The organism is Sphingomonas sp. (assembly GCF_003248515.1).
GTDB lineage: Bacteria > Pseudomonadota > Alphaproteobacteria > Sphingomonadales > Sphingomonadaceae > Sphingomonas_I.
This window is the reverse complement of the sequence record NZ_QFOB01000011.1, coordinates 21,057-46,097: the sequence shown is the minus strand read 5'-3', so window position 1 is coordinate 46,097 and position 25,041 is coordinate 21,057. Positions and strand designations below refer to the sequence as shown.

The 25,041-nt window shown below is 66.8% G+C and carries 28 protein-coding genes; 9 read left to right on the top strand and 19 right to left on the bottom strand.

The window, feature by feature from the left end:
* Positions 1-4: 4 nt before the first annotated feature.
* Positions 5-3,112, top strand: a complete 3,108-nt coding sequence (locus tag DI605_RS16605) for a CusA/CzcA family heavy metal efflux RND transporter (protein ID WP_293976123.1) — start codon at positions 5-7, stop codon at positions 3,110-3,112.
* Between the two features lie 137 nt (positions 3,113-3,249).
* The gene (locus DI605_RS16600) at positions 3,250-4,569 is read left to right on the top strand and encodes a dicarboxylate/amino acid:cation symporter (protein WP_293976121.1); all 1,320 of its coding nucleotides are present in this window, start codon (positions 3,250-3,252) and stop codon (positions 4,567-4,569) included.
* Between the two features lie 43 nt (positions 4,570-4,612).
* Here DI605_RS16600 and DI605_RS16595 read toward each other — a convergent pair whose 3' ends face one another.
* A complete protein-coding gene (locus tag DI605_RS16595; protein WP_293976119.1) occupies positions 4,613-5,464 on the bottom strand; it encodes an SDR family oxidoreductase in 852 nt (283 codons plus the stop codon).
* A gap of 82 nt (positions 5,465-5,546) precedes the next feature.
* On the opposite strand from DI605_RS16595, the gene DI605_RS16590 reads away from it, so the two are divergent.
* Complete coding sequence (locus DI605_RS16590; protein ID WP_293976117.1) at positions 5,547-5,948, top strand: helix-turn-helix domain-containing protein; 402 nt, start codon at positions 5,547-5,549, stop codon at positions 5,946-5,948.
* Positions 5,949-6,100: 152 nt separating this feature from the next.
* On the opposite strand, the gene DI605_RS16585 is transcribed toward DI605_RS16590, so the two are convergent.
* From DI605_RS16585 to ispG, 11 genes are all read right to left on the bottom strand, one after another.
* A complete protein-coding gene (locus DI605_RS16585; RefSeq protein WP_293976115.1) occupies positions 6,101-6,226 on the bottom strand; it encodes a hypothetical protein in 126 nt (41 codons plus the stop codon).
* Positions 6,227-6,339: 113 nt separating this feature from the next.
* Entirely contained in the window at positions 6,340-7,089 is a 750-nt protein-coding gene (locus DI605_RS16580; protein WP_293976113.1) for a 3'(2'),5'-bisphosphate nucleotidase CysQ, read from the bottom strand.
* Positions 7,086-9,002: a sulfate adenylyltransferase subunit CysN gene (cysN, locus tag DI605_RS16575; RefSeq protein WP_293976111.1), complete on the bottom strand. Its 1,917-nt coding sequence runs from the start codon at positions 9,000-9,002 to the stop codon at positions 7,086-7,088. The genes DI605_RS16580 and cysN overlap by 4 nt, the downstream gene beginning before the upstream one ends.
* Positions 9,002-9,910 carry a sulfate adenylyltransferase subunit CysD gene (cysD, locus tag DI605_RS16570; RefSeq protein ID WP_293976109.1) on the bottom strand — a complete coding sequence of 303 codons (909 nt, stop codon included), beginning with the start codon at positions 9,908-9,910 and terminating at the stop codon, positions 9,002-9,004. Before cysD ends, cysN begins: the two co-directional genes overlap by 1 nt.
* Positions 9,911-10,025: 115 nt before the next feature.
* The gene (locus DI605_RS16565; RefSeq protein WP_293976107.1) at positions 10,026-10,313 is read right to left on the bottom strand and encodes a hypothetical protein; all 288 of its coding nucleotides are present in this window, start codon (positions 10,311-10,313) and stop codon (positions 10,026-10,028) included.
* 13 nt (positions 10,314-10,326) lie between these two features.
* On the bottom strand, positions 10,327-11,142 hold the full coding sequence (locus tag DI605_RS16560; RefSeq protein ID WP_293976105.1) for an ATP-binding protein: 816 nt from the start codon (positions 11,140-11,142) through the stop codon (positions 10,327-10,329).
* A complete protein-coding gene (locus tag DI605_RS16555) occupies positions 11,139-11,615 on the bottom strand; it encodes a GNAT family N-acetyltransferase (RefSeq protein ID WP_293976103.1) in 477 nt (158 codons plus the stop codon). Before DI605_RS16555 ends, DI605_RS16560 begins: the two co-directional genes overlap by 4 nt.
* Entirely contained in the window at positions 11,612-12,517 is a 906-nt protein-coding gene (locus DI605_RS16550; protein ID WP_293976101.1) for a DMT family transporter, read from the bottom strand. The genes DI605_RS16555 and DI605_RS16550 overlap by 4 nt, the downstream gene beginning before the upstream one ends.
* On the bottom strand, positions 12,514-12,846 hold the full coding sequence (locus DI605_RS16545; protein ID WP_293976100.1) for a TfoX/Sxy family protein: 333 nt from the start codon (positions 12,844-12,846) through the stop codon (positions 12,514-12,516). Before DI605_RS16545 ends, DI605_RS16550 begins: the two co-directional genes overlap by 4 nt.
* A 19-nt stretch (positions 12,847-12,865) precedes the next feature.
* Positions 12,866-13,198, bottom strand: coding sequence for a hypothetical protein (locus DI605_RS16540; RefSeq protein WP_293976099.1), 333 nt, complete (start codon positions 13,196-13,198; stop codon positions 12,866-12,868).
* A 22-nt stretch (positions 13,199-13,220) separates the two neighbouring features.
* Positions 13,221-14,354 (bottom strand): flavodoxin-dependent (E)-4-hydroxy-3-methylbut-2-enyl-diphosphate synthase, encoded by a 1,134-nt coding sequence (gene ispG, locus DI605_RS16535; protein WP_293976098.1) that lies wholly within the window; start codon positions 14,352-14,354, stop codon positions 13,221-13,223.
* Between the two features lie 130 nt (positions 14,355-14,484).
* Here ispG and DI605_RS16530 point away from each other — a divergent pair, with 130 nt between their 5' ends.
* The 5 genes from DI605_RS16530 (at position 14,485) to DI605_RS16510 (ending at position 18,856) form a co-directional block, all read left to right on the top strand.
* Positions 14,485-15,696 carry an acyltransferase family protein gene (locus DI605_RS16530; protein WP_293976097.1) on the top strand — a complete coding sequence of 404 codons (1,212 nt, stop codon included), beginning with the start codon at positions 14,485-14,487 and terminating at the stop codon, positions 15,694-15,696.
* The gene (locus DI605_RS16525; RefSeq protein WP_293976096.1) at positions 15,693-16,610 is read left to right on the top strand and encodes an isoaspartyl peptidase/L-asparaginase; all 918 of its coding nucleotides are present in this window, start codon (positions 15,693-15,695) and stop codon (positions 16,608-16,610) included. The genes DI605_RS16530 and DI605_RS16525 overlap by 4 nt, the downstream gene beginning before the upstream one ends.
* Before the next feature lie 5 nt (positions 16,611-16,615).
* Positions 16,616-17,530 (top strand): S1/P1 nuclease, encoded by a 915-nt coding sequence (locus DI605_RS16520; RefSeq protein ID WP_293976094.1) that lies wholly within the window; start codon positions 16,616-16,618, stop codon positions 17,528-17,530.
* An 87-nt stretch (positions 17,531-17,617) separates the two neighbouring features.
* Positions 17,618-17,803, top strand: a complete 186-nt coding sequence (locus DI605_RS16515) for a hypothetical protein (protein ID WP_367120067.1) — start codon at positions 17,618-17,620, stop codon at positions 17,801-17,803.
* Between the two features lie 600 nt (positions 17,804-18,403).
* The gene (locus DI605_RS16510; RefSeq protein ID WP_293976092.1) at positions 18,404-18,856 is read left to right on the top strand and encodes a hypothetical protein; all 453 of its coding nucleotides are present in this window, start codon (positions 18,404-18,406) and stop codon (positions 18,854-18,856) included.
* Between the two features lie 29 nt (positions 18,857-18,885).
* Here DI605_RS16510 and DI605_RS16505 read toward each other — a convergent pair whose 3' ends face one another.
* Together DI605_RS16505 and DI605_RS16500 are read right to left on the bottom strand one after the other, a co-directional pair.
* The gene (locus DI605_RS16505) at positions 18,886-19,521 is read right to left on the bottom strand and encodes an LON peptidase substrate-binding domain-containing protein (RefSeq protein ID WP_293976090.1); all 636 of its coding nucleotides are present in this window, start codon (positions 19,519-19,521) and stop codon (positions 18,886-18,888) included.
* Positions 19,518-20,414: a tetratricopeptide repeat protein gene (locus DI605_RS16500; protein ID WP_293976088.1), complete on the bottom strand. Its 897-nt coding sequence runs from the start codon at positions 20,412-20,414 to the stop codon at positions 19,518-19,520. The genes DI605_RS16505 and DI605_RS16500 overlap by 4 nt, the downstream gene beginning before the upstream one ends.
* Before the next feature lie 202 nt (positions 20,415-20,616).
* Here DI605_RS16500 and DI605_RS16495 point away from each other — a divergent pair, with 202 nt between their 5' ends.
* Complete coding sequence (locus DI605_RS16495) at positions 20,617-20,907, top strand: hypothetical protein (RefSeq protein ID WP_293976086.1); 291 nt, start codon at positions 20,617-20,619, stop codon at positions 20,905-20,907.
* 7 nt (positions 20,908-20,914) lie between these two features.
* Here DI605_RS16495 and DI605_RS16490 read toward each other — a convergent pair whose 3' ends face one another.
* From DI605_RS16490 to DI605_RS16470, 5 genes are all read right to left on the bottom strand, one after another.
* A complete protein-coding gene (locus tag DI605_RS16490) occupies positions 20,915-22,078 on the bottom strand; it encodes a DUF1501 domain-containing protein (RefSeq protein WP_293976084.1) in 1,164 nt (387 codons plus the stop codon).
* A 2-nt stretch (positions 22,079-22,080) separates the two neighbouring features.
* Positions 22,081-23,511 (bottom strand): DUF1800 domain-containing protein, encoded by a 1,431-nt coding sequence (locus DI605_RS16485; RefSeq protein ID WP_293976082.1) that lies wholly within the window; start codon positions 23,509-23,511, stop codon positions 22,081-22,083.
* Between the two features lie 93 nt (positions 23,512-23,604).
* Positions 23,605-24,060: a periplasmic heavy metal sensor gene (locus DI605_RS16480; protein ID WP_293976080.1), complete on the bottom strand. Its 456-nt coding sequence runs from the start codon at positions 24,058-24,060 to the stop codon at positions 23,605-23,607.
* Positions 24,057-24,470: a hypothetical protein gene (locus tag DI605_RS16475; protein WP_293976078.1), complete on the bottom strand. Its 414-nt coding sequence runs from the start codon at positions 24,468-24,470 to the stop codon at positions 24,057-24,059. The genes DI605_RS16480 and DI605_RS16475 overlap by 4 nt, the downstream gene beginning before the upstream one ends.
* Positions 24,463-25,011, bottom strand: coding sequence for an RNA polymerase sigma factor (locus DI605_RS16470; RefSeq protein WP_293976076.1), 549 nt, complete (start codon positions 25,009-25,011; stop codon positions 24,463-24,465). Before DI605_RS16470 ends, DI605_RS16475 begins: the two co-directional genes overlap by 8 nt.
* Positions 25,012-25,041 lie beyond the last annotated feature (30 nt).

Here is a 25,041-nt window from a genome sequence, read left to right as displayed (position 1 = left end):
CGCGATGCTCGAGAAGCTGGCCCGCTTCGCGGTCGACAAACGCATATTCGTGATCGTGATGGTCCTGGCGCTCATCATCGTCGGCGCCCGCTCGGTCACGACCCTGCCGATCGAGGCCTTCCCCGACGTGCAGGATGTCCAGGTGGTGGTCATCACCCAGCAGACGGGGCAGGCGCCGGAGGAGATCGAACGCGCCATCTCGCTCCCGATCGAGCGCGCCGTGGCCGGCACGCCGGGCGTGACGGACATCCGCTCCGTCTCGATCACCGGCCTTTCGGTCGTCACGATGATCTTCGCCGACGGGACGGACGATTATTTCGCCCGCTCGCAGGTCTTGGAAAAGCTGCGCGATGCCGATCTGCCCCCCGGCACGGTGCCCAGCCTCGCGCCGCTCAGCACGGCCGTGGGCGAAGTCTATCGCTATGTGCTCGAAAAACCGAAGGATATGCCGCTCTACGAAGCGCGCGCCATCCAGGATTTCGTGGTGCGCCCGGCGCTGCGCATGGTGCCCGGCGTGGCAGACGTCACCAGCTTCGGCGGCAGCATCAAGCAATATCAGATTCTCGTCCGCCCCGATCTTCTCAAGCGCTACGGTGTCACGCTGGCCGATATCCAGACGGCGGTGGGCAATGCCAATTCCAACGTCGGCGGCGGCACGATCCCGCGCGGGGACGAGGCGGTGGTGGTACGCGGCATCGGCCTGTTCAAGGGCATAGACGATGTCGGCAACGCGGTCGTGAAATCGAAGGACGGCAATACCGTGCGCGTCCGCGATCTGGGCGATGTCGTGATCGGTACGCCGGAACGTGGCGGCATGGTCGCGATCGATCGCGAGAATGACGTGAGCGAGGGCATCGTCACCATGATCAAGCGGCAGAATGCCGCCGTGGTGGTGAAGGGCGTGCGCGATACGGTCGACAAGCTCAACGCGCAATTCCGGCTGGATGCCAAGCGCACGGGGCGCGAGCCCATCCAGATCCGCCCGACCTACCAGCGCACCAAGCTGCTGGATCGCACGGTGGAGACCGTCGCCGAAAATCTCGTGGTCGGTGCCACGCTCGTCACCGTCCTGCTGCTCATCTTCCTGCGCAACTGGCGCGCCGCGCTCGCCGTGGCGGCGATCATCCCGCTCGCCCTGCTCGCCGCCTTCGCGGGCCTCAGCGGCGTAAGCGTTCCCGCCAACCTGATTTCGATGGGTGCCGTCGATTTCGGCATCATCATCGACAGCGCGGTGGTGCTGGTCGAGGCGCTGATGGTCGCGCTTTCGCTGGAGGCCGCCAAGCATGATGGCGCCCAGCCGGATCAGATGCGGCGACGGCAGGTGCTGCGCAACACCGTTGCCAACCTCGCCCGGCCGATCCTGTTTTCCAAGGCCATCATCATCATGGCCTTCGTGCCGATCTTCACCTTCCAGCGGGTGGAAGGGAAGATGTTCTCGCCGGTGGCGCTCACCCTCTCCTTCGCGCTGGCGGCCGCGCTGGTGCTGACGCTCACCTTCCTGCCCGCGGTGCTGAGCTTCCTCACCGATCGGTACGACATGTCCGAACGGCACATCGCCTGGATGGACAGGCTGCGCGATCGCTATCGCGACATCATGGTGAAGGCCGGTGCACGCGGAAAGCTGGTATTCGGCATCTCCATCGCCGCGCTGATCGTGTCGGCGGCCTATGTTCCCAGGCTCGGCTCGGAATTTTTGCCCAAGCTGGACGAGGGCAATATCTGGCTGACGATCCAGCTGACGCCCTCCGCCGCGATGGACACGACCCGCCGCGTGGAAGCGCGGATCCGCGCGATCATGCTTTCCTATCCCGAAGTGCATCAGGTGAGTTCGGAAACCGGCCGGCCCGATGACGGCACCGACCCCAAAGGCCCATCCAGCCTGCAGATGCTGATCGATCTCAATCCGCGCTCGGAATGGCGATCGCAATTCCCCACCAAGGCGGCGCTGGAAGACGATATGCGCAAGCGGATCGACAAGATCCCCGGCGTGCCGACCAACTTCAGCCAGGCGATCGAGGATAGCGTCGAGGAAAGCCTCTCCGGCGTGAAGGGCGAGATTTCGGTCAAGATTTTCGGCCCGGATCTGTCGATCCTCGAGGAACTCGCGGACAAGACGGCGAAGGTGATCAGCGCCGTGCCCGGCGCGGCCGATGTGGATGCCGTCAAGTCCGGCGGCCAGACCGAGGTGCGCGCCGTGCTCGATCGCGATGCGATGGCGCGATACGGCCTCAATTCGGCGGATGCGAACAACGCCATCGCCACCGCATTTGGCGGCTCCACCGTGGGCACGGCCTATGAGGGCGATCGCAACTTCGACATCGTGCTTCGCTTCGCGCCCGATCAGCGCATGGCCGTGGACGATCTGGCGGCACTCCAGATCCCCCTCCCCGCCGGCGGCACGATTTCGCTCGGCGAGGTCGCGCATGTCGACGTCCGCGTGGGCGCATCGCGCATCAGCCGCGAAAATGGCGGGCGCAACGCCGCCGTGAAGGCCAATGTCGACGGGCGCGATCAGGGCGGCTTCGTGGTCGACGCGCAAAAGGCCGTCGCCGATCAGGTGAAGCTGCCCGCCGGCTACACGATGGTGTGGGGTGGCCAGTTCGAGAACCAGCAGCGCGCGATGAAGCGGCTGGCGGTGATCGTGCCGATCGCCCTGTTCGGCATCTTCATCCTGCTGTTCGGCGCGTTCCGCTCGGTCCGCTCGGCGGCACTGATCCTCGCGATGGTGCCGTTCACGATCGTCGGCGGCGTCGCCGCGCTGGGGCTGGCCGGGCTGCACATGTCCGTTTCCGCCGCCGTCGGCTTCATCGCCGTCGCCGGCATTTCGGTGCAGAACGGCGTCGTGATGCTGGAGCATATCTCCCATCGCTATGCGAACGGGGACACGTTCGACGTGGCCGTGATCGAGGGCGCGGTGGATCGCCTGCGCCCGATCCTGATGACGGCGCTGATGGCGGGCCTGGGCCTGCTGCCGGCGGCGCTCTCCACCGGCATCGGCTCCGAAACGCAGCGGCCCTTCGCCTGCGTGATCGTGGGCGGCATCGTCTCCGCCACGCTGTTCATGCTGCTGCTGCTGCCGCTTTCGCTACAGAAGCTGAAACCCAAGGAGTAAGGCGAGCGGGAGCCACTCGCGCCGACGAGCGAAAATCGTCGCGATCGCGCGCCGCGCCGGGAGAAAACGGCGCGAGTTGCGCATCGGCGCGACGGCGGCCTACATCCCGGCTATCCGCCCCAACAGCCGAGACCTTGATGCTGAAAGTCGCCGACGAAAGCACGCCGCCCCCCGCGCCCCACCCCTGGTACAAGCATCTTTATTTCCAGGTTCTGGTGGCCATCGTCGCGGGCGTGCTGCTCGGCCATTTCGCGCCGGTCACAGCGGAACAGATGAAGCCGCTGGGCGATGGCTTCATCAAGCTGGTGAAGATGATCATCGCTCCGGTGATCTTCCTCACGATCGTGACCGGGATCGCCGGCATGCGCGATCTTGCCTCGGTCGGCCGCGTCACGGGCAAGGCCTTCGCCTATTTCCTCACCTTTTCCACGCTTGCCCTGTTCGTCGGCCTGCTCGTGGCGAACGTCATCCGGCCGGGATCGGGGCTCAACATCGATCCCGCGACGCTGGATGCCTCCAAGGTCAGCGAATTCGCCGCCAAGGCGCACGAGACGACGCTCACCGGCTTCCTGCTCGGCGTGATCCCCGAAACTTTCCTGTCGGCGCTCACCGAGGGAAATATCCTCCAGACGCTGTTCGTCTCGGTGATCTTCGGCATCGGCCTCGCCCTGATCGGCGAACGCGGCGAACGGTTGACGGCCGCGCTGGAGGATCTTTCCATCGCGGTGTTCAAGGTCGTCGCCATCCTGATGAAGGCGGCCCCGGTCGGCGCATTCGGCGCGATGGCCTTCACGATCGGCAAATATGGCGTGGGCACGCTCGCCAATCTCGCCGCTCTGGTCGGCACCTTCTATCTCACCTCGCTGCTGTTCGTGCTGGTGGTTCTGGGCCTCGTCGCGCGTGCCTGCGGTTTTTCGATCCTGCGGCTGATCGCCTATCTCAAGGCGGAGCTTCTGCTTGTGCTGGGTACCTCCTCCTCCGAAAGCGCGCTGCCCGCGCTCATCCAGAAGATGGAGCAGGCCGGCTGCCCCAAATCGATCGTCGGCCTCGTGGTGCCGACCGGCTATTCCTTCAATCTCGACGGCACGAACATCTACATGACGCTCGCCGCGCTCTTCATCGCGCAAGCCTGCAATGTCGATCTCACCTTCGGGCAGGAAATGCTGCTGCTCGGCGTGGCGATGCTCTCGTCGAAGGGCGCGGCGGGCGTTACCGGGGCGGGCTTCATCACGCTGGCGGCGACGCTCTCGATCGTGCCGTCCGTGCCGGTGGCCGGCATGGCTTTGATCCTCGGCGTCGATCGCTTCATGAGCGAGTGCCGCAGCCTGACCAACTTCATCGGCAATGCCGTCGCCACCGTGGTCGTCTCCCGCTGGGAAGGCGCGCTCGACAAGGATGCGCTGGATGCGGCGCTGCGCGGCAAGACAGCGGAAAGCGAAGTCGCCACCATCCACTAGGCGGCATGCGCTCCCGCCCGCGCGGGAGCACATGCTCCATGCCTCAGCGCAGCGTCTCGCGAACCACCGTCGCCAGCGGCGTCGTGGCCCGCCCGATCAGCGCGCTCAGTTCGTGCCCGTCGTCGAACAGCGCGCCACCCGCCGCCGTGGCGCTGCTCTCCGCCAGAATCGCGGCGAGCGGCCCCGGCAGCCCGATCCCTTCCAGCGCCTCCCGATAGGCGGCCTCGCTCATATTCACATAGGTAACCGGCCTGCCGCTCGCCGTGGCGAGCGCCGCCGCATAGTCCGCCAGCGTGAAGCTCTCGTCTCCGGCCAGTTCATAGACCTGGCTGGTCATCGCAGCATCAGTCAGCACGCGGGCGGCCGCCTCGGCATAATCGCGCCGTGCCGCCGCCGAGATCCGCCCCTCTCCGGTGCTGCCGATCACGGCACCATGCTCGATCGAGGCGGCCGCGCTCATCGTATAATTCTCGATATACCAGCCGTTGCGCAGCAGCGCATAAGGCATGCCGCTCGCCCGGATCGCGGCCTCGGTCGCGCGATGTTCGACAGCGAGACCCAGCGGGCTGCTGTCGGCGCGAAGGATGCTCGTATAGGCGATCGCGCTCACGCCCGCCGTCTTCGCCGCCTCGATCACGGCCGCATGCTGCGCCACGCGCTTGCCCACTTCGCTGGACGAGATGAGCAGCAGCCGCTCCACACCGGCAAGCGCCGGCGCCAGCGTGCCCGCCTCATCATAATCGAACGCCCGCACGATCACGCCGCGCGCGGAGAGATCCGCCACGCGCGCCGGATCGCGCACCAGCGCCACGATCTTGCCGGGCTCGATCCGGCCGAGCAGGGCTTCGATCACCAGCCGGCCGAGTTGGCCCGATGCTCCGGTCACTGCGTACATCAACGTTCTCCGATACGGTTGCGGAGAACCAGATAGTTCCATAACTTACCGATCGTAAGTACGCACATGAAGGTAAGTGTGGATGCTGAAGCCGACGTCCTCGCATCTTGCGGACCGGATGGCCCGCGGCGACGTGTTCGCGCCCGGCTGCCCGTCGCGCGCGATCCTCAAGCATGTGACGAGCAGTTGGGGGCTGCTGACGCTGATCGCCCTGCGGCGGGGCACGCTGCGCTTCAGCCAGCTTCGCCGCCGCGTGAACGGCGTGAGCGAACGGATGCTCGCGCAGGCGCTACAGCAACTGGAGGGAGATGGACTGGTGCTGCGCCGCAGCTACCCGGTCGTGCCGCCGCATGTGGAATACAGCCTCACCCCGCGTGGCGAGGAAGCGGCACGGCTCGTGGAAACGCTGGCGAACTGGATCGAGGATAATCTTCCGGCGCTCATGCCTTCATCCGCCGCCGAAACCGACGAGGTCGAGGCCTAGAACAAGGCGCCGCGTTCACGCCCCGCACTGACGCGCAGGCAATATTTGCGGAAAGACGGAGATTATCGCGAATTTATATCATTCGCCGAAGGGCATGGATCAGTCGGAAGCGCCGATCATCTCATCGATCGACGGCGCCCCGACCGATCGCTTCAGCTAAGGAGAAAGATAGTCGCCGCGGCAACCGGACCACCAATGAAGATGGCAAGAAGCAACATGACCAGCATCATGATCGATCGCTGATTGGTCGTCGTATGCAGATTCCGACTATCTTCCATGCACCTGTCTCCTTTGCAGCGGACTCTTATGATCCTGTAATGCAACAAGAGTGGGCCATATTGTGCACAGCAACGCAAGCGCAATCTTCCGACAGATCCCGCGCTATTCGCGGTCAGCCGGATATCTTCTCATGTTCCGCTGCCAGTTTTAGTATGTTTTCCGCCAATTCCGGACGGCAGATCAGAAGATCCGGCAGATAAGGATTGGCGCGATTATAGGAGAGCGCGCTGCCATCGACACGGCTGACATGCAGCCCCGCCGCAGCCGCCACCGCGATCGGCGCGCAATTGTCCCACTCATATTGGCCGCCGGTGTGAAGATAGATGTCCGCGTCGCCGCGCACCACCGCCATCGCCTTGGCCCCGGCCGATCCCATCGGCAGCAGCTCGGCCCCCAGAGCCTCCGCCACGGCCACGGCCTCGGCCGCCGGCCGCGATCGGCTGACGAGCATCCGCGGCCTTTCCGGCGCGGGGCCGGGCGCCGGCGGAGCGTCGGATCGCATCACCTCGCCCAGAGCGGGCAGCGCCACCGCGCCCAGCGCCGCCTTGCCCTCCACCGCGAGCGCGACATGCACCGCCCAGTCGCTCCGGCCCTCGCCATATTCGCGCGTGCCATCCAGCGGATCGACGATCCAGACGCGGCTGCGCGAGCAGCGCGCCGTATCGTTCAACTCCTCTTCGGAGAGCACCGCATCGTCCGGCCGCTGCACGCGCAGCGCCTCCATGATGAAGCGATTGGCGACGAGATCACCGGCCGTGCCCAGCGTCTTGCCTTCGAACAGGCCGGAGCGCTGGAGCGCGAGCAGCACGTCCCCCGCCGTGCCGGCGATGCGCGCCGCAAGTTCGGCATCGGTGATGCTCACGGGATCAGACGCGCCACGATCAGGTCCGCAGCCGCCTCGGGCGAAAGCGCGGTCGTATCGATGCGGATTTCGGGCGCGTCAGGGGCTTCATAGGGGCTGTCTATGCCGGTGAAGTTCTTCAGCTGCCCGCTGCGGGCCTTCGCATAAAGGCCCTTCACGTCGCGCGCCTCGGCCTCGGCCAGCGGCGTATCCACATGCACCTCGATGAACTCGCCGGGCTTCATCATCTGGCGCACCATGTCGCGTTCGGCCCGAAAGGGCGAGATGAAGGCGGTGATGACGATCAGGCCCGCATCGGTCATCAGCTTGGCCACCTCGCCCACGCGGCGGATATTTTCCACCCGATCGGCATCGGTGAAGCCCAGATCCTTGTTCAGGCCGTGGCGCACATTGTCCCCGTCCAGCAGGAAGGTGTGGCGGTTCATCCGCGCCAGCTTCTTTTCCACCAGATTCGCGATGGTCGATTTGCCCGCGCCCGAAAGCCCCGTGAACCACAGGACAGCGGGCGTCTGGTTCTTCAGCGCGGCATGCGCCTCGCGGCTCACGTCCTGTGCTTGCCAGTGCACGTTCTGCGCGCGCCGCAGGGAGAAATGGATCATCCCCGCCGCCACCGTGGCATTGGTGATCTTGTCGATCAGGATGAACCCGCCCAGCGTCTTGCTGGGGCTGCCCCGATCATCGGCATAAGGCTCGAACACCAGCGGGCGATCGGTGGAGAGATTGGCCACGCCGATCGCGTTCAGTTCCAGCGTCTTCGCCGCCAGATGCTCCAGCGTGTTGACGTTGACCTGATATTTGGGCGCCGCGATCGTGGCGCTTACGGTCTGGGTGCCCAGCTTCAGCCAATAGGAGCGCCCCGGAAGCATCGCTTCGTCCGCCATCCAGACGATCGTGCTTTCGAACTGGTCGGCCGCCTGGGGAGGATTGTCCGCTATGGCGATGACATCCCCGCGCGAGCAATCCACCTCATCCGCCAGCGTGAGCGTCACGGATTGGCCCGCGATGGCCTCCTCCAGATCGCCGCCGAGCGTGACGATGCGCGATATGCTCGATGTCTTGCCGGAAGGCAGGATACGCACGGCATCGCCGGGCTTCACCGATCCGCTCGCGATCAGCCCGGAGAAGCCCCGGAAATCGAGGTTTGGACGATTCACCCACTGCACCGGCATCCGGAAAGGCTTGGCCTGATCCGATGTCTGGTCGACCGAAACCGTCTCCAGATGATCGATCAGCGTCCTGCCGTGATACCAGGGCGTGCTCTCCGACAGGGAGGCGATATTGTCGCCCCTGAAGCCCGAAATGGGGATGGCCGTGAAATCGGTGATGCCGATCTCGCTGGCGAACGCGCGATAGGCGAGCCGGATGCGATCGAACACGGTCTGGTCGTAATCGACCAGATCCATCTTGTTCACAGCGAGCACGATGTTCCGGATGCCGATCAGGTGCGCGAGATAGCTGTGCCGCCGCGTCTGCGTCAGCACGCCCTTGCGCGCATCGACGAGGATCACGGCAAGGTCGGCCGTGGACGCGCCCGTCACCATGTTGCGCGTATATTGTTCGTGGCCGGGCGTGTCGGCGACGATGAACTTGCGTTTCTCGGTCGCGAAAAAGCGATAGGCGACGTCGATCGTGATCCCCTGCTCGCGTTCGGCGGCGAGGCCGTCCACCAGCAGGGCGAAATCGATCTCGCCGCCCTGCGTGCCCACCCGCTTGCTGTCCGCCTCCAGCGCCGCCAGCTGATCCTCGAAGATCATCTTGCTGTCGTAGAGCAGCCGGCCGATCAGGGTGGACTTGCCATCGTCCACCGATCCGCAGGTGATGAAGCGCAGCAGGGTCTTGTGCTGGTGCTGCGCCAGATAGGCGTCGATATCCTCGGCGATCAGCGCGTCGGTCTTGTAGATGGGCTCGCTCATCAGAAGTAGCCCTCCTGCTTCTTCTTCTCCATGCCGGCGCCGCCCGCATCCTTGTCGATCGCGCGGCCCTGCCGTTCGGAGGTCGTCGTCAGCAGCATTTCCTGGATCACCTCCGAAAGCGTCGCCGCCTCGCTCTCCACGGCACCCGTCAGCGGATAGCAGCCGAGCGTACGGAAGCGGACCGATCGCTCCACAGGCGCCTCGCCCGGCTTCAGCGGGAAGCGATCATCGTCCACCATCAGCAGCATGCCGTCGCGCTCCACCGTCGGGCGCTTATCGGCGAAGTAAAGCGGCACGATCGGCACGTCGTTCAGCTGGATATATTGCCAGATGTCCAGTTCGGTCCAGTTGGAGATCGGGAAGACCCGGATGCTCTCGCCCTTGGCCTTGCGGGCATTGTAGAGGTTCCACAATTCGGGCCGCTGGTTCTTGGGATCCCAGCGATGATTGGCCGACCGGAACGAGAAGATGCGCTCCTTGGCGCGGCTTTTCTCCTCGTCGCGCCGGGCGCCGCCGAAGGCCGCATCGAAACCATAGAGATCCAGCGCCTGCTTCAGCCCCTCCGTCTTCCACATGTCCGTATGCAGCGCGCCATGATCGAACGGGTTGATCCCCCGCTCTTTGGCCTCCGGATTCTGGTAGACGAGCAGTTCCATGCCGCTCTCCTTGGCCATCCGGTCGCGGAGATCGTACATCGCCTTGAACTTCCATGTCGTATCGACATGCAGCAGCGGGAAAGGCGGCGGGCTGGGATAGAAGGCCTTGCGCGCGAGATGCAGCATCACCGCGCTATCCTTGCCCACCGAATAGAGCATCACGGGCTTTTCGGCCTCGGCCACCACCTCGCGCAGGATGTGGATGCTCTCGGCTTCCAGTCGTTCGATATGGGTCAGGGTCTTGGCGGACATGGTCTTTTCGAAAATCTCTCGAGGCGCGGAGGCGCGATATTGGATCGCACCTGCCCCAGCGCCACGCCCGCCGCCATCTACTTTTCCTTATCCCACGCCATGTTAGGCTTTCCGCCTATCGCGGGCCGCCGGCCTTCGCCTGGGGCGCAGCCCCATCGACCGGGTCGCCCCGATCGCCTTCGTCCGCGTGGCCGATCTCCTTGCGGATCTCGATTTCCTGCAATGCCCTCGCCCGGGCGGGATCGAAGACGATGAACGCCGCATCGATCCCCTGCCCTCCGAAGTGCCTGCGCCCCTTGCGCCGGGCGCGGTCCTTCAGGCCGGCGATGGTGAGGGGGAGCAGCATGACAAGCGCCAGCGCGGTGATGCCGGCGATCGCCCACTGGCCGAGCGCTCCCGTCATCCGGCCCGGCCCCTCAGAGCTGCCTGCCCTGCCGGCCCGCCAGCTCGACCACATATTGCCAGGCGACGCGGCCCGAACGATGGCCGCGCGTCGTCGCCCAGGCGATCGCCTCCTGCGGATCGAAGCTCAGGCCGTGCGCGCGCGCATAACCCGCTACCATCGCCACATAGGTCGGCTGGTCGACGACGTGAAAGCCCAGGCTGAGCCCGAAGCGATCGGCCAGCGCCAGCTTGTCATCGGCCACGTCGCGCGGATTGATGACGTCCGTCTGCTCGCTCATATGCCGGTCCACGATGTGGCGGCGATTGGCGGTTACCAGCAGGCGCGCATTGGCCGGCCGCGCCTCGGCCCCGCCCTCCAGCAGGGAACGCAGCCGGCGCGGGCCGCCATCGCCATCGGCAAAGCCCAGATCGTCGATGAAGATCGCGAAGGCGCGGGCCACGCCTGCGATCCGATCGAACAGGGGGGGCAGCGCATCCAGCGTGTCGCCCGCAACCTCGATCAGCGCCAGTGCCCCGCCCTCGGCCTGCACCTGGCCGACCGCAGCCTTCACCAGTGCGGACTTGCCCGTGCCACGCGCGCCCCACAGCAGCACGTCATGCGCGGGGAAGCCCCCCGCCAGCCTGCGCAGATTGTCAGTCAGCTGCGCCTTCTGCGGATCGATCCCCTCCAGCAAGGCGAGCGGCAGCGGCGCGAAGTCGCGCGCCGCCACCAGCGCGCCATCCCGCCACACATAAGCAGGCGCGGCCATCGGATCGGCCGAAAGGGGCGGCGGCGGCGAGATGCGCTCCAGCGCCTCCACGATGCGGGAAAGCAGGGCCTCGCTCATGCTGCCAGCGCCCTGATCGCGGCTTCATCGAGCCGCCACGGCTCCCATCCCGTCTGCGGCCTGCCGCCGATCGTCCGGTAGAAATTCATCGCGCTCTCATTCCAGTCCAGCACAGCCCAATCGATCCGGGCGCAATTCCGCGCCACCGCTTCCCGCGCCAGCGTGCGGAACAGCGCCCTGCCGGCGCCCGTACCACGAGCACGCTCGTCGACCACAAGATCTTCCAGATAGATGCCCGCCCTGCCCGTCCAGGTCGAATAGTTGAGAAACCACACGGCGATGCCCACGATCGCACCACCCGCCTCGGCGACATGGGCATGAACCTGCGCGCCCTCTGCAAAAAAGGTGGCGCGCAGCGATGCTTCGGTCGCCTCCACCGCATCCGGCTGGCGCTCATAGATGGCGAGGTGGCGGATCAGCCGCAGGATATGCTCCTCGTCGCCCGGCATCGCGCGGCGCACCGTCACGCTCACAGCGATACCTCCGCCGCCATGGGCTGGGGCGATCGGGCGAAAGCGGCGATCAGGCACCCCGTCACGATCAGCGCGGCCCCCGCCAGCACAGTCGTGCTCAGCGCTTCGCCGAACATCAGCGCGCCGAAGATCGCGGACCAGACGAAGGCCGTATATTCGACAGGAATCAACGTTTTCGCCTCCGCACGCGCATAGGCCCAGGCGAGGAGAAACACCGACGTCTGCGCCAGCGCCGCACCCAGGATGATCATCGGCCAGTGCGACAGAGCCGGCAAAGGCGCAAGCCATGGCGCAAGCGGCAGCAGCCACAGCAAGGTGGTTCCGTTCTGGAAAAAGGCGATCTCGGTCGGGCTCGCCGCCTGCGCCTGCCGCCGCAGCAGGGTGATACCATAGCCATAGATGGCAGCCGCACCGAGGATCGCCAGCCCGCCGCCAACGGCCGCTTCGTCCACCGCGCCCGTCAGCCTTCCCGCGATCAGCACGCCGACACCGGCAAGGCCGAGCAGCGAGGCCAGGATCGTCCGCATCCCGATCCGCTCGCCCAGCAGCACCGCCGAACAATAAAGCGCCACGAGTGGCGAGATGAAGGACAGCGCGATCCCCTCCGCCATCGGCAGCTTCGTCAGTCCATAGAAATAGCCGGTCGCGGACAGGGCCGTCACGGCGCCGCGCTTCGCATGCAGGATCAGTACGGACCGTGCCGGCCAGGCGCCTCCCCGCGCCAGCAGCAGCGCGCCCGTGATCGGCACCGCCGCCACCGTGCGCCACAGCATCGCGCAATAGGCGCCGATCAGGAGCGAGAGCCCCTTCATCACGGCATCCATATAGGTGAAGATCGCGATGCCCGCACACGCCGTCGCAAACGGGATGACGGGCGTCGTCGCCCCCCTGTCCACGCTCATTTGGCGGACCTGCGCCCGGCCGCGATCGCAATCTGCGCCCAGCGGATCATGGCTTCGGCATCGTCATGCACGTCGCCGGGCGCGCGCCTGTAGTTCATCGTCGCGATCCTGCCCTTGCGCGCGTAGCTGAAGCGCTCGGCGCCCTCCGCGTCCCAGAGCGGATCGCTCACCGCATCGGCCTTGAACCAGAGATCGTCCATCGCCGCGATCGCGAAGATCGTGCCGTCGCAATAAAGCGTGGCGCCGCCCATCATCCGCCGCATCGTCACTTCACCTATGGGTGCGAGCGCCTCGCTCACCCAATCGACCAGCCCCTGATCGAGGCTCATGCGTCGATCCGATTCCCCGTCACGGGCGCTGCCGGATCTTCCCGGCCGCCACCTGCCCGCGCAGATATTCGCGGCGCGCCTCGAACTGCTCCCGCTCGGCATCCGAAATCCGGTCGCCCGCGCGCGCCTCGGCGGCGGCCACCGCCCCGGCATCCCGGCGCAGCCGCTTGGCCTGACGGCGTGAAAGCTGGCCATTGTCCCGCCCGTCATCGATGCTCTGGCGGATCTGGCCCAGTTCATAATCCGGCCTGAAGGGCAGCTGCGACGGGCGCGTATGATAGCTGCCCGCAATCTGCGCGGAAACCGGCGCCGCCATCAGCAGGCCAAGCATCCCCCACGCATATCCACGCATCGCCATCCTCCTCCGTCCGGGATCACTCCGCCGCGACGGCCTCCGCCTCCGCAGCGGCCTGGGCCGCCTCCATCTCCGCCGCCTTCGCCTCGACCAGCTTCACGATATGCTCGATCATGTCGGCATCCTGCACGGTATGATCCGTGACGCCCGACAGATAGACCATATGCTTGCCATTGCCGCCTCCGGTGAGGCCGATATCGGTCTCGCGCGCCTCACCGGGGCCGTTCACGACGCAGCCCAGCACCGAAAGGCTCATCGGCACGCGGATATGCTGGAGACGCGATTCCAGCGTCTCCACCGTGCGGATCACATCGAATCCCTGCCGCGCGCAGGACGGGCAGGAAACGACGCGCACGCCGCGCTGGCGAAGCCCCAGCGCCTTCAATATCTCGTAGCCGACGCGCACTTCTTCCTCCGGCTCGGCCGAAAGGCTCACGCGGATCGTGTCGCCGATGCCGAACCACAGCAGCGATCCCATGCCGATCGAGGATTTCACCGTGCCGCCGATCAGGCCCCCGGCTTCGGTAATGCCAAGATGGAGGGGGCAATCCACGGCTTCGGCCAGCTGCTGATAGGCGGCGGCGGCGAGAAACACGTCGGAAGCCTTCACCGCCACCTTGAATTCATGGAAATCATGATCCTGCAGCAGCTTGATATGATCCAGCGCGCTTTCCACCAGCGCCTCCGGGCAGGGCTCGCCATATTTTTCGAGCAGATCCTTTTCGAGGCTGCCCGCATTCACGCCGATGCGGATCGCGCAGCCATTTGCCTTCGCCGCGCGCACCACCTCGGCCACGCGCGCATCGGAGCCGATATTGCCGGGATTGATGCGCAGGCAGGCCGCCCCCGCATCCGCCGCCTCCAGCGCGCGTTTATAGTGAAAGTGGATGTCCGCCACGATCGGCACCTTTGCCGCGCGCGTGATCAGCGGCATCGCCGCGGTAGAGGCTTCGTCCGGGCAGGAGACGCGGATGATATCCGCGCCCGCCTCTTCGCAGCGACGGATCTGGTCGATCGTGGCGGCGGCGTCCTCGGTGGGCGTATTGGTCATGGTCTGCACCGAGATCGGCGCATCGCCACCGACGGGAACCTTGCCGACCATGATCTGACGGGATTGGCGGCGCGCTATATCGCGCCAGGGACGAACGGACATTGGAAGCGGATCTCACAGGCTGTTCGCACCGCCTATAGCGCATCCCATGCGCCCGGCGCACCCCCCGTGACACCATATCGTCGCACGGACGGTTGACGGCGGCGCTGCATCGCAACAGGAGACGCCGGACGTGCCCGATCCCGCTTCCGCCTTCTCTCCTGCCGCATCCACGCCCCATCCATCCGGCGGCGGGCGCCATTTCGGGATGGACTGGCTGCGCATCGGCGCATTTCAACTGCTGATCCTCTACCATATCGGAATGGTCTTCGTGCCGTGGGAATGGCACGTCTCCTCGGAGCAATCCGTGCCGTGGGCGGTGCTGCCGATGGTGGCGATCAATGCGTGGCGCCTGACCCTGCTGTTCATGGTCTCCGGCTTCGCCAGCGCAGCGATGCTCGCACGCAAGCCCGCACTCCCGCCTTTCCTGCGCAACCGGCTCGTACGGCTCGGCATTCCCCTGCTGTTCGGCGTCATCCTCATCACGCCGGTCCAGCCCTGGATCCAGCTGACCACGCAGCGCGGCTACGATCACGGCTTCGGCTATTTCTACCTGCACGATTATTATCGGTTCGCCATGTATCGCGGCATGCCCCTGCCCGCGTGGCAGCATCTGTGGTTCGTCTTCTATCTGCTCGTCTATACGATCGCGCTGACGGCCCTGCTCGCCCTCCCGGCCGGAATACGCGCCTTTGCGCGCCGCTGGGCCGAGCGGCTTCTGTGGGGGCCGCTGCTCCTGCTGCTGCCCATCGCGATCGCCATCCCGATCCGGCTCCACTGGCTGCCGCATGCCGAGGACAATCACAATTTCCTGGGCGATTGGGTGGCGCACATCCGCCATTTCCCGGCCTTCGTCTGCGGCTATCTGCTCTACAATTCTCCCTCGCTGTGGCGATCGATCCGCGGCAACTGGCCCTGGATCGCGGCGCTCGCGATCGCCGCCACGGCCGGGGCGGTCTATATCGCATGGGATTATCCGGCGACGCGGCCGATCACGCGGGGCATGCGCGATATCTATCAGTGCATCCGCGTCGTGCAGGGCTGGGCCTCGATCCTGGCGCTGATCGGCATCGCGGATCGCTTCTGGAATCATGACGGGCGCTGGCGCGCCATGCTCGCGGAAGCCGTCTTCCCCTTCTACCTGATCCACCAGACGATCATCATCGTCGTCGGCTGGCTGATGCTGGGCAGCGGCCTTTCCAACATCGTGCAGTTGATCCTCCTCGTCGCCAGCACGATGATCGGCTGCTGGATCTTCTATATGGTGGGGCGCAGGATCCCGCTGGCGCGCCCGCTCATCGGCCTCCGTCCGCTCGCACATTCATCCCGAAAGGCACCGGCATGAGCAACTGGACCCTCGTCATTCACGGCGGATCGGGCTCGATGGCGCGGGGCAGGCTTCCCGAGGCCGAGGATCAGGGCGCGCGCGCCGGCCTCGACGCCGCGCTTCGCGCCGGAGCCGCCCTGCTGGATGCGGGCGGCTCCGCGCTCGATGCGGTGGAGGCGGCCGTGAAGGTGCTGGAGGATGATGCGCATTTCAATGCCGGCCGGGGCGCCGTCTTCTCCTGGGATGGCGTGAACGAGCTGGACGCCGCGATCATGGACGGCGCATCGCGCGCGGCCGGCGCCGTCAGCGCCGTCACCACCACGCGCAATCCGGTGGCGCTCGCGCGCAAGGTGATGGAGGATGGCCGCCATGTCCTCCTTTCCGGCGCGGGCGCGGACGGCTTCAGCCGCGAAGCCGGGCTGGAGCAGGTTCCGCCCGAATATTTCGCCTTGCCGGAGCGGCGACGCCAGCTGGACGAGATCAAGGCCGGCGGCGGCTTCGACAGCGCGATGAAATATGGCACGGTCGGCGCCGTCGCGGCCGACGCGCGGGGCCATGTCGCCGCTGCCACCTCCACCGGCGGGCTTACCGCCAAGCGCTGGGGCCGGATCGGGGACAGTCCACTGATCGGCGCCGGCACCTATGCCGACGACCGCGCCTGCGCCACATCCTGCACCGGTTCGGGCGAGGTCTTCATCCGCGCCGTCGCCGCGCACGAGATCGCGGCGCGCGTGCGGCTGAGCCAGCTCGGCCCGATCGATGCCGCCGCCTCCGTTGTCGCCGAGATCGGCGTGATGGGGGGCAAGGGCGGCGTCATCACGGTCGGCCCGGATGGCACGGGCGGCTGGGCGTTCAATACGCCGGGCATGTATCGCGGCATCATGCGATCGGGCGAAGCCCCCCGGATCGCGATCTACGACGACGAGGATTGATGCGAATGATCCGCCGTTTCCTTCTGATCCTGCTCGGCATTTCCGCGATCGGCGCATCGCCGGCCGCCGCCTTCTGGGAATATGGTCACCAGACGGTCGCCACGATCGCCTTCTCCCAGGTGCAGCCGCGCACCCGCGCCAGCATCCTGTGGCTGTTGAAGCGGCAAAGCGTGCTGGAAACGCCCACCTGCCCGGCGAAGACGATCGAGGAAGCCGCCGTCTGGCCCGATTGTGTGAAGACGCTGGGGGATCGTTTCTCTTATTCCTCTTCCTGGCATTATCAGGACTTCGACGTCTGCAAGCCGTTCGATTTCAAGGCGAACTGCAAGGATGGTAATTGCGCCTCGGTGCAGGTGATGCGAGCCCAGCGCATGCTGGCGGATCGCAAGCTGCCGACCCGGGATCGCGTGATGGCGCTGGCCTTTCTCGTCCATTTCGTCGGCGACATTCACCAGCCGCTCCACGCGGCGGAGGCGCATGACGATGCCGGCGGCAACGGCACGCGCGCCAGCTATGGCGTGATCGGTGGCCGCACCAATCTCCACGCCATCTGGGATGGGCTGCTCGCCGATCGGGCAATTTCCACCCCGCCCGGCGGCCCGGCCGGCCTGCTTTCCGGCGCCACGCCGGCCGAGCGCAAGGCCATGGCACAGGGCTCGCTGGAGGATTGGATGCGCGAAAGCTGGGGCGTCGCGAAGGATTCTGTCTATCCCACGGCCGCCGGAAACGTCTGCGCGCTGCCGGCCGGCACGAAGGCCAGCGGCAAGCTGGACGAGGCAAAGATCCAGGCGCTCATCCCGGTGATGCGCAAACAGGTTCTGGAGGGCGGCCTCCGCCTTGCGCGAATGCTGGACGAGGCGCTGGACGGCGACCATCCCGAAGTCGCCCACCCGCCCCGCCCCCCGCGCAATGCAGGGTGAGGGAGCCGCCGGAAGCGGGCTTCATTTTCCTTCGTGAGCGCGACCTCACCGGCAATGCCCCGCCTCCATACGATGAAGGAGGCAGGGATGGAGGGAACGCTCCAGTTCGAAAACGGCATGCTGCGCTTCGGGCCGTTTTCCTATGAGGATGAGGTCGATCCCGATCCGATCAACGCCTGCACCCTGCCCCTCGCCGACAAGCACGTCGTTGAACGGTCGTCACGGCGTTTTGCGCCTTCAAGCGGCGAGATCACGCGAGTTCGCTCGAAGTGATCGAACTGGCGCCTGGGGTGTCAGTCGAGCAGGTCGCTGCTCGAACCTTCGCCCACCTCCTCGTCGAGCAGACGCCGAGCCGCCGGGAAAGCCGAAATTATCCTCTGGGGAGCGAACACCAGTTCGCGATGCGTTCGGCGGGCCTCTCCAATGGCCTCACTCGCCGAACGCCAATGGGACCCCATCGGGTATGGGGAGCCTGTGCGCGCGCAGGGTCATCGCGACGTTCGTGAAGTGACCAACGGTAACCGAGTCCTGCATCCCCAAGCAGATCGCGGGCTTTGATGCCGGCATCTCTGTTCGTGCAAGTCGCCGTGATGCCGGGCGACGATCGATGTCGCTATGCCCGTGCCTGCCGCCGGAACTCCGGAGGTTTTGCCCAGCCGAACCGACTTGAGGCGCGCCGCACCCCATGGCGAAGTGATCGAGAGCGTTCCGCGCGTGGCTGGCGTCCCTCTCGCCACTGGCGGACCATTTGCCGGGCACTGCATTTGCCCCTGACAGCGCCTAACCGTCGTCCGCGTTGGCCGCTCCCGCCAATCCGCCCCATCTCCGTCCGCCCTTCGACAAGCCCGGCCTGCGCGGTCTATCAGCGGCGCCATGCGCTATTTCCTCGATACCGAATTCGATGGCTTCGGCGGCCCGCTGCTCAGCCTGGGCCTCGCCGCCGAGCATGGGGACAATGATTATTATGTCGCCATCCCCTACGATCACGAGCCCACCGAATGGGTCGCGCGTCATGTGGTGCCCTATCTGAAGAGCGTGCCGCACACGCTTTACAACCAGCTCGATCGGGAGGCGGCCGCGCACGATATCGCCGCCTATCTCTCGGCCGACGACGATCCCGAAATCATCGCGGACTGGCCGGAGGATATCGCGCTTTTCTGTCGTCTGCTGCTGGTGGGCGATACGGAGATCGTGGACATATCCCACCTGCGCTTCCGCTTCCTGCGCACGCCCGGCTTTTCCACCGCGCGCAACAGCGCCGTGCCCCACAATGCACTGCACGACGCGCGCGCGCTCCGGGATTTCGTACTGTCGACGGAGGGGTGATCGCTCGGCCGGCTGGCCGCGCGCCTCGCTTATTGCAGCGTAGGCTCGTCGCCTGAATTCAGCCCGAAGAAGCGCAGGAACTCGACGAGCATGTCCGCACGATCGGCGAGCGTCGGCGCCTCCAGCAGCGCCTGCTTGGCCGCCACATCGAAGGGCACCACCTGCGATATGCCGCTCACCAGCGCCTCGTCGTCCAGCCGCCCAACCTCGTCCCATTCGATCTCGAAGCCGTGCGCCAGCGCGAAGCGCTTCGCCTCAGCCTCCACGTCCGCGCGCACGACGCTGGGCAGCGGATCGGGATCCTCGGCATCGGCCGAAAACGTTTCCGCCTCGATCTGGCGAAACGGCGTCGCGACATCCATTTCGCGCACCGTGCGGAAGCGCGTCAGCCCTTCCAGCACGATATTGAAGCGCCCGTCCTCCAGCGCCTCCACCTGCGCGATGCGGCCCACGCAGCCAATATCGAACAGGGCCGGCGCGGGATCGTCCTCCCGCTCGCTCGGCAGGGGCTGGATCATCGCGATGCGCCTGTCGCGCGCCAGCGCATCGCTCACCATCGCCCGGTAGCGCGGCTCGAAGATATGAAGCGGCAGATAGGCGCGCGGCAAAAGGAGCGCGCCCGGCAGCGGGAAGATGGACAGCCGCGTGCCGATGCGCGTCGTCATCCGAAGAGGACGGCCGAAAGACGGCGGCGCTGCTGTGCCACCCACGGATCTTCCAGACCCGTCGCCTCAAACAGGGTGAGCAGCCGCTTGCGCGCGGCCGCGTCATTCCACTCGCGATCCAGCTCGATGGAGGCGAGCAACACATCCGCCGCGCCATCGCGATCACCCGACGCCATCAGTGCACCGGCCAGCTCATAGCGCGCTTCCTGATCCTCGGGCGCGGCCGCCACCTTGGCCCGCAATGCCTCGATCTCGCCAACGGGGCCGGCTTCTGCCGCCAGCGCGATCGCCGCGCGCGCCCGCTGGACACCCGCATCCTTCGCCTTGTCCGCCGGCAGCGTATCCAATGCCGCCGTCGCTTCTTCCGGCTGCCCGGCCGCGACGAGCGCGCGCGCCAGGCCAGCCACCACGGCGGGATCTTCCGGCGCCATATCGATCAGCTGCGTGAAGATCGAAACCGCACGCTCCACCTCGCCCGCTTCCAGCACCTGCTCGCCCATCTCGATCAGCGGGGCGACATCCTGATGCAGCTGATCGTCCGCTCCGTGGATCGGAAGCTGGCGCAGAAGCTGATCCAGGATCTGGCCGATCTGGCTTTCGGTGCGCGCCTGCGTGAGATCCGCGACCGGGCGCCCCTGGAACAGCGCATAGACGGTGGGGATCGAGCGGATCTGGAATTGCGAGGCAATGAACTTGCTCTCGTCCACGTTCACCTTGGCCAGCACCACGCCCTTGCCGGCATAGGCCTTGGCCACCTTTTCCAGCACGGGTGTCAGCTGCTTGCAGGGGCCGCACCATTCGGCCCAGAAATCGAGAATGACGAGCGCGTTCATCGACGGCTCGATCACGTCGCGCTGAAAGGCCTCGATCTCCGCCTTGTCCGCCGCGCTCATGCCCAGAGTCGCCAAAGTCCCGTCCTCCACTGTGTCGAATTGCCGCCCCTATGTGGGCGATGCCGCCCCGAGGGCAAGGGAGAGCCGCGATCGATACGCCGGGCCGGGCCGCGCATCAGCCGTTCGCCGCAATCGAAAGCCTGCATTCACCACCCATTCACGGGTCGAAGCAGAGTTTTCCGTCGCGATAAGGGAAGGTTTTATGAGAAGCTTGCTCCTGCTTGCCGCTCTGGCCGCCGCCTCTCCGACCGCCAGCCGCCCGCCCCGCTCCGATGTCGGCGGCGTGGCCTGCCCGAAAACCGGCCCCAGCCTCGCCGCGGATCAGGGGCAGGCGCATCTCAAGCGGCTGGACCGGCTTCCACCCACCGCGCAGATCCTGACCGTGCTTCGCTCGGAAGGCGGATGCGAGACGCCCGTCATCGTGCGCTACGGCATCGGCAACAATGTCGACGCAGGCGCGCCTGTGGACATTCCCTCCCCGGCCTCGCGCTAGGCCGGCGTCATACGGAACGGATCAGCCCCTCCAGAGGGCGTGTCGTCGACGCCTGCGCGAACAATGCGCGCTGGACGCGTTCCGGCTCGATCGCGAACGTCTCCGCCGCGAGGCCGGCGATCACGCCGTCCAGCCCCGTCGTCGGCTTGAGATCGCGCCCCTGATAGAGCTGGGCCTGCGCCAGCCCCGGCCAGTCCGCGATCACCCGCCCGCCTTTCAGCCCGCCACCGAACAGCATCGCCGCCGATCCCGTGCCATGATCGGTGCCGCCCGTGCCGTTCGCCGCCGCCGTGCGCCCGAATTCGGTCGCGACGACCACTACGGTATCAGCCCATGCGTCGCCCAGGCCGTCGCGCAGCGCGCCCACCATCTGATCCAGCGCCTTCAATTGCGCGGTCAGGCGATAATCCTGCCCGCTGTGCGTATCCCATCCCCCCGTTTCCAGCATCGCGATGCGCGGACCGTCCGGCCTGGTGAGGAAGGTGGCGGCCAGCCGCCCGAGATCGGCCGGCGCGCGGCCGGCATTCTCATCCGGAACCATCCCGCGCGCCTCGCGCGCCGCATCCCACAATGCATGCAGCTGGGGATCGTTCTGGTAGAGGCGCCCGACACGCAGGAGCAGGTCATCCGACGCCTGCGGCAGGGAGGACGGCGCATAGGAGGCGACCTCCACGCGCCCGCGCAGCGCGGGCGGCACGGTCGGCGCGAAGGCGATCGCCTCGTCACGCGCCCTGGGCAGTAGGCCTACGAGCCTGTTGAGCCAGCCGTCCCGCACCTCATATGGCAGGGCGCCCCCCGTCTCGAGAACATTCTGTCCGTCGAAATGCGAGCGATCGCGATAGGGCGATGCGGTGGCGTGGACGAAGATCGCCTGTCTGTCGGCATAAAGGCCCGCCACCCGTTCCAGCGCCGGATGCAACGCGAAATGTCCGTCCAGCCGGTTCGTCCTGGCGGGATCGATCGCAAGACCGCCGCGCAGCTTCGCATAATCGGGATCGCCATAGGGCACGACGATATTGAGCCCGTCCGCCGCTCCCCGCTGGATGATGAACACGAACCGCCGATCCGTTTCCACCGCCGCCAGCGCCATGCGCGGCGCGACGAGCATCGCCCCGCCCAGCGCCGCGAACCGCAGGAAATCGCGACGGGGAAGATGATGGTGGCCGCTCATGCTCACCTCCTCTGAAATTCGGGGCTGACGAGCAGCAGCGCGAGCGCCGTCGCCCCGCTATCCGCCTGGGCGATCGCGGCCGCGGTCGCCGTCGAAAGCGCGGCCGGCATCAACCGGGGCGCCAGCGCGCGCGCGTCCAGCCGTTCGCCCGCCTGCGCGGCGAGGCGCTGCGCCAGTTCCACGCGACGCATCAGCGCGTCAGGCGAGGCCCAACTGGCGGAGATGTCGTCATAGCCGGCGGGCGATCCCGGCCGCCATACGGGCTGGCCGAGCTGGTTCTGGATCGAGGCGACATCCATCTGGCCGATGTCCCGCCGCCCGAGCCCGCGCAGTGACGAGATCGTCCAGTCCCACGGGCTCTTGAACTTGGTGGCGCCTGCGGCCCATGCCTCCGGCGCCTCGATCAGCACGCGATAGACGTTCGGCAGATCCCCGTCGCTCCGACGGAAGGCCGCCGTCATGCGCTCCACCAGCGCGGGCGGCGGATCATCCGCCACGAAATGGCGGGCCAGCTTCGTAGCGATGTGCCGCGCCGTGGCGGCCGAGGTGGCGAGATCGTGCAGCACCGCCCTCGCCTGCCCCTCGCCCTCGTCGGCATAGGCATTGCCCAGGATCGTGCGCGTGCCGGGCTCGTGAATGTTCGGACGGAAGAGGAAGCCGCCCGGATCCGGATCGTTTACGCCGCCGCCTGTGCCCCCCGCCCCGGCGAGGGACCAGCCGGTCAGCGCGCGCGCAAATTCGGTGACATCCGCCTGGGCATAGCCGGTGCGCACGCCCAACGTGTGCAATTCCATGATCTCACGCGCGAGATTTTCGTTGAGGCCCGGCCGCTTGTCCGGCCGGGTCTGCGCGACCCGCAGCGCGACGCGGCTGTCCGGCCCGACCGAACGCGCCTGATCCAGATACAGGAGCATCGCCGGATGCCGCTCCACCGCGATCAGCATATCCTCGAACCGGCCGAGCACATGGGGGCGGATCGCATCGGCCTCGAAGGCGCCGGCGAAGGCCGTCACCTGCGGCTTGTCGGCGGAAATGGCGAAATGATTGGCCCAGAAATGGACGAGCCGCTCCACGAAGGGCGTATCGCTCGCCAGCGCGCTCGCCATGCGCGCATCGGCCGCCGTGCGATAGGCATCGCGGATGCGGGCATTCGCGTCCTTCCGGGCATCCTGCGTCGCCATATCCTTTTTTGGATCGGCATCGGCCGCCTTCGCCGCCTTGCGCGCCTGCGCCACCTGCGCGAGATCGGCGAAATAATCGGTCGCCAGCGTCGCCGCATCCGGCAGCGCCGAAAAGGCCGCTGGGCGCGGCTCATATCGATCGAACTGGCGGAGCAGCCAGCGCTTCGGATCGGCCGGGGGCACATCGTCGGGCCGCGCGCCAAGGCCGAAGCGATTGAGTGCGATCGAGGCGGGCGAAATCAGGATCGCCATAGGTCACTCCACGCTACCAATCCTGCTTGAACGCCGGACTCCGCAAAATCCGTCGCCGGGCGGCGCAAATTTTTCAGGCGCGCCCTGAAACGCTCAGCGCGGCCGCGCCGGCGCGGCCGGCTGGCGAAATGGCCCCTGCCGCAGCGCGCCGGCCAGCTTCTCGCGCTCGCCCACGGGAAGCCCCGCCGAAAATTCCACGACGCGCCGCTCCAGCCTCTCCCGCAGCGCCACGTCTGCCGCCCGCGCCCGATCGAGCTGGGTGGAGATCGCCGCTGCATCGAAATCAGGGCGCACATAAAGGCGCGCGGCTTCCGCCCGCGCCTGCCGCCCCTCGATCACCAGCCCTCGCGCGCCGAGCGCCGTCTGCCGCATCGCAGCGCGAAACTGACGCCGCTGCTCCGGCGGCAATACGTCCGCCACCTGCGTGCGCCAGCCGATGCGATTGCCGTAGCCGTGCGTCCAGCGCCACACGCCGCCCCCGATCGCGCCCACGAGGAACACGTTCAGGATCAGCGAACCGATCAGCAGGATCCTGATCCCGCGGCTCATCGCGCCTCCTCCGCCCCGGCAAGATCACCAAAGGCCGTACCCGTCTCGCGCAGATCCAGCGCGCGGGACGAAACCGTCAATGCCGCCGTCGCGGCCGATCCGGCCGCCACGCCCGCCGCTCCTGCAAGTCCCAGCAGGATGGCGCTCCACCACAATCGCGCGCGGCTCCACGTGCGTGGACGCGGTCGGAGCGCGAGGATGCTCGCCACCAGCCCCGGAGTGGGGGCCGCGACGGAATGGCGCAACAGCAGCGCATCGAACGCCCATTCCTCGTCCAGCAATCGCGCGGCGTACGGATCGGAGCGACCGAACGCCTCGGCCGCCGCGCGCTCCTCCCCGGGCCAGCGGCGTGGATCCGCGCCATAGGCTGCGACGATCGCCTCGAAGCGCGCGCGGCTCATCTCAGTCATCGCCTTCCTCCATCAGGCGGGCACGCAATGCGCGCCGCCCGCGCGCCAGCAGGCTTTCCAGCGCATCGACGCCGATGCCCATCAGCACGGCCGCCTCGGCGTTGCGAAGCTCCTGATAATACGTGAGGATGATCGCCTGCCTCTGTCGATCCGGAAGGGACGCGAGCGCGGCTGTCACCCGCGCCTGTTCGCCACCGGCGATCAGCGCCGCGTCCGGTGCATCCCGGTCGTCCGCCTCATCCCAGTTTTCCGGCAGGGGAAGCTCGCGGCGGCGGCGCAATCGATCCGTGCAGAGGTTCAGCGCCACCCGGTGCATCCAGGTGTCGAAGCGGGCCGCGCCGGGGGTCCACGCGGCGGCATGGCGCCAGATCCTCAGAAAGACCTCCTGCGCGATATCCTCCGCCTCAGCCGCATCGCCAAGCAGGCGCGCGGCCAGCGCCTTGAGCCGGGGCAGCTTGCGCGCGACCAGCGCTTCGGCGGCATGTTCGTCGCCCCGCCCGATCCTCCGAACGAGATCGCCATCCGGATCGGTCTCATCCAAGCGGCATCGTCTCCATATGCGCGGCGCGGG

Bases quoted from the DNA above. Each gene is read 5' to 3' on its own strand.
- DI605_RS16605 (WP_293976123.1), top strand. From the start codon at position 5: ATGCTCGAGAAGCTGGCCCGCTTCGCGGTCGACAAACGCATATTCGTG.
- DI605_RS16600 (WP_293976121.1), top strand. From the start codon at position 3,250: ATGCTGAAAGTCGCCGACGAAAGCACGCCGCCCCCCGCGCCCCACCCC.
- DI605_RS16595 (WP_293976119.1), bottom strand. From the start codon at position 5,464: ATGTACGCAGTGACCGGAGCATCGGGCCAACTCGGCCGGCTGGTGATC.
- DI605_RS16590 (WP_293976117.1), top strand. From the start codon at position 5,547: ATGCTGAAGCCGACGTCCTCGCATCTTGCGGACCGGATGGCCCGCGGC.
- DI605_RS16585 (WP_293976115.1), bottom strand. From the start codon at position 6,226: ATGGAAGATAGTCGGAATCTGCATACGACGACCAATCAGCGATCGATC.
- cysN (WP_293976111.1), bottom strand. From the start codon at position 9,002: ATGAGCGAGCCCATCTACAAGACCGACGCGCTGATCGCCGAGGATATC.
- cysD (WP_293976109.1), bottom strand. From the start codon at position 9,910: ATGTCCGCCAAGACCCTGACCCATATCGAACGACTGGAAGCCGAGAGC.
- DI605_RS16565 (WP_293976107.1), bottom strand. From the start codon at position 10,313: ATGACGGGAGCGCTCGGCCAGTGGGCGATCGCCGGCATCACCGCGCTG.
- DI605_RS16560 (WP_293976105.1), bottom strand. From the start codon at position 11,142: ATGAGCGAGGCCCTGCTTTCCCGCATCGTGGAGGCGCTGGAGCGCATC.
- DI605_RS16550 (WP_293976101.1), bottom strand. From the start codon at position 12,517: ATGAGCGTGGACAGGGGGGCGACGACGCCCGTCATCCCGTTTGCGACG.
- DI605_RS16545 (WP_293976100.1), bottom strand. From the start codon at position 12,846: ATGAGCCTCGATCAGGGGCTGGTCGATTGGGTGAGCGAGGCGCTCGCA.
- DI605_RS16540 (WP_293976099.1), bottom strand. From the start codon at position 13,198: ATGCGTGGATATGCGTGGGGGATGCTTGGCCTGCTGATGGCGGCGCCG.
- ispG (WP_293976098.1), bottom strand. From the start codon at position 14,354: ATGTCCGTTCGTCCCTGGCGCGATATAGCGCGCCGCCAATCCCGTCAG.
- DI605_RS16525 (WP_293976096.1), top strand. From the start codon at position 15,693: ATGAGCAACTGGACCCTCGTCATTCACGGCGGATCGGGCTCGATGGCG.
- DI605_RS16520 (WP_293976094.1), top strand. From the start codon at position 16,616: ATGATCCGCCGTTTCCTTCTGATCCTGCTCGGCATTTCCGCGATCGGC.
- DI605_RS16515 (WP_367120067.1), top strand. From the start codon at position 17,618: ATGGAGGGAACGCTCCAGTTCGAAAACGGCATGCTGCGCTTCGGGCCG.
- DI605_RS16510 (WP_293976092.1), top strand. From the start codon at position 18,404: ATGCGCTATTTCCTCGATACCGAATTCGATGGCTTCGGCGGCCCGCTG.
- DI605_RS16505 (WP_293976090.1), bottom strand. From the start codon at position 19,521: ATGACGACGCGCATCGGCACGCGGCTGTCCATCTTCCCGCTGCCGGGC.
- DI605_RS16500 (WP_293976088.1), bottom strand. From the start codon at position 20,414: ATGAGCGCGGCGGACAAGGCGGAGATCGAGGCCTTTCAGCGCGACGTG.
- DI605_RS16495 (WP_293976086.1), top strand. From the start codon at position 20,617: ATGAGAAGCTTGCTCCTGCTTGCCGCTCTGGCCGCCGCCTCTCCGACC.
- DI605_RS16490 (WP_293976084.1), bottom strand. From the start codon at position 22,078: ATGAGCGGCCACCATCATCTTCCCCGTCGCGATTTCCTGCGGTTCGCG.
- DI605_RS16485 (WP_293976082.1), bottom strand. From the start codon at position 23,511: ATGGCGATCCTGATTTCGCCCGCCTCGATCGCACTCAATCGCTTCGGC.
- DI605_RS16480 (WP_293976080.1), bottom strand. From the start codon at position 24,060: ATGAGCCGCGGGATCAGGATCCTGCTGATCGGTTCGCTGATCCTGAAC.
- DI605_RS16475 (WP_293976078.1), bottom strand. From the start codon at position 24,470: ATGACTGAGATGAGCCGCGCGCGCTTCGAGGCGATCGTCGCAGCCTAT.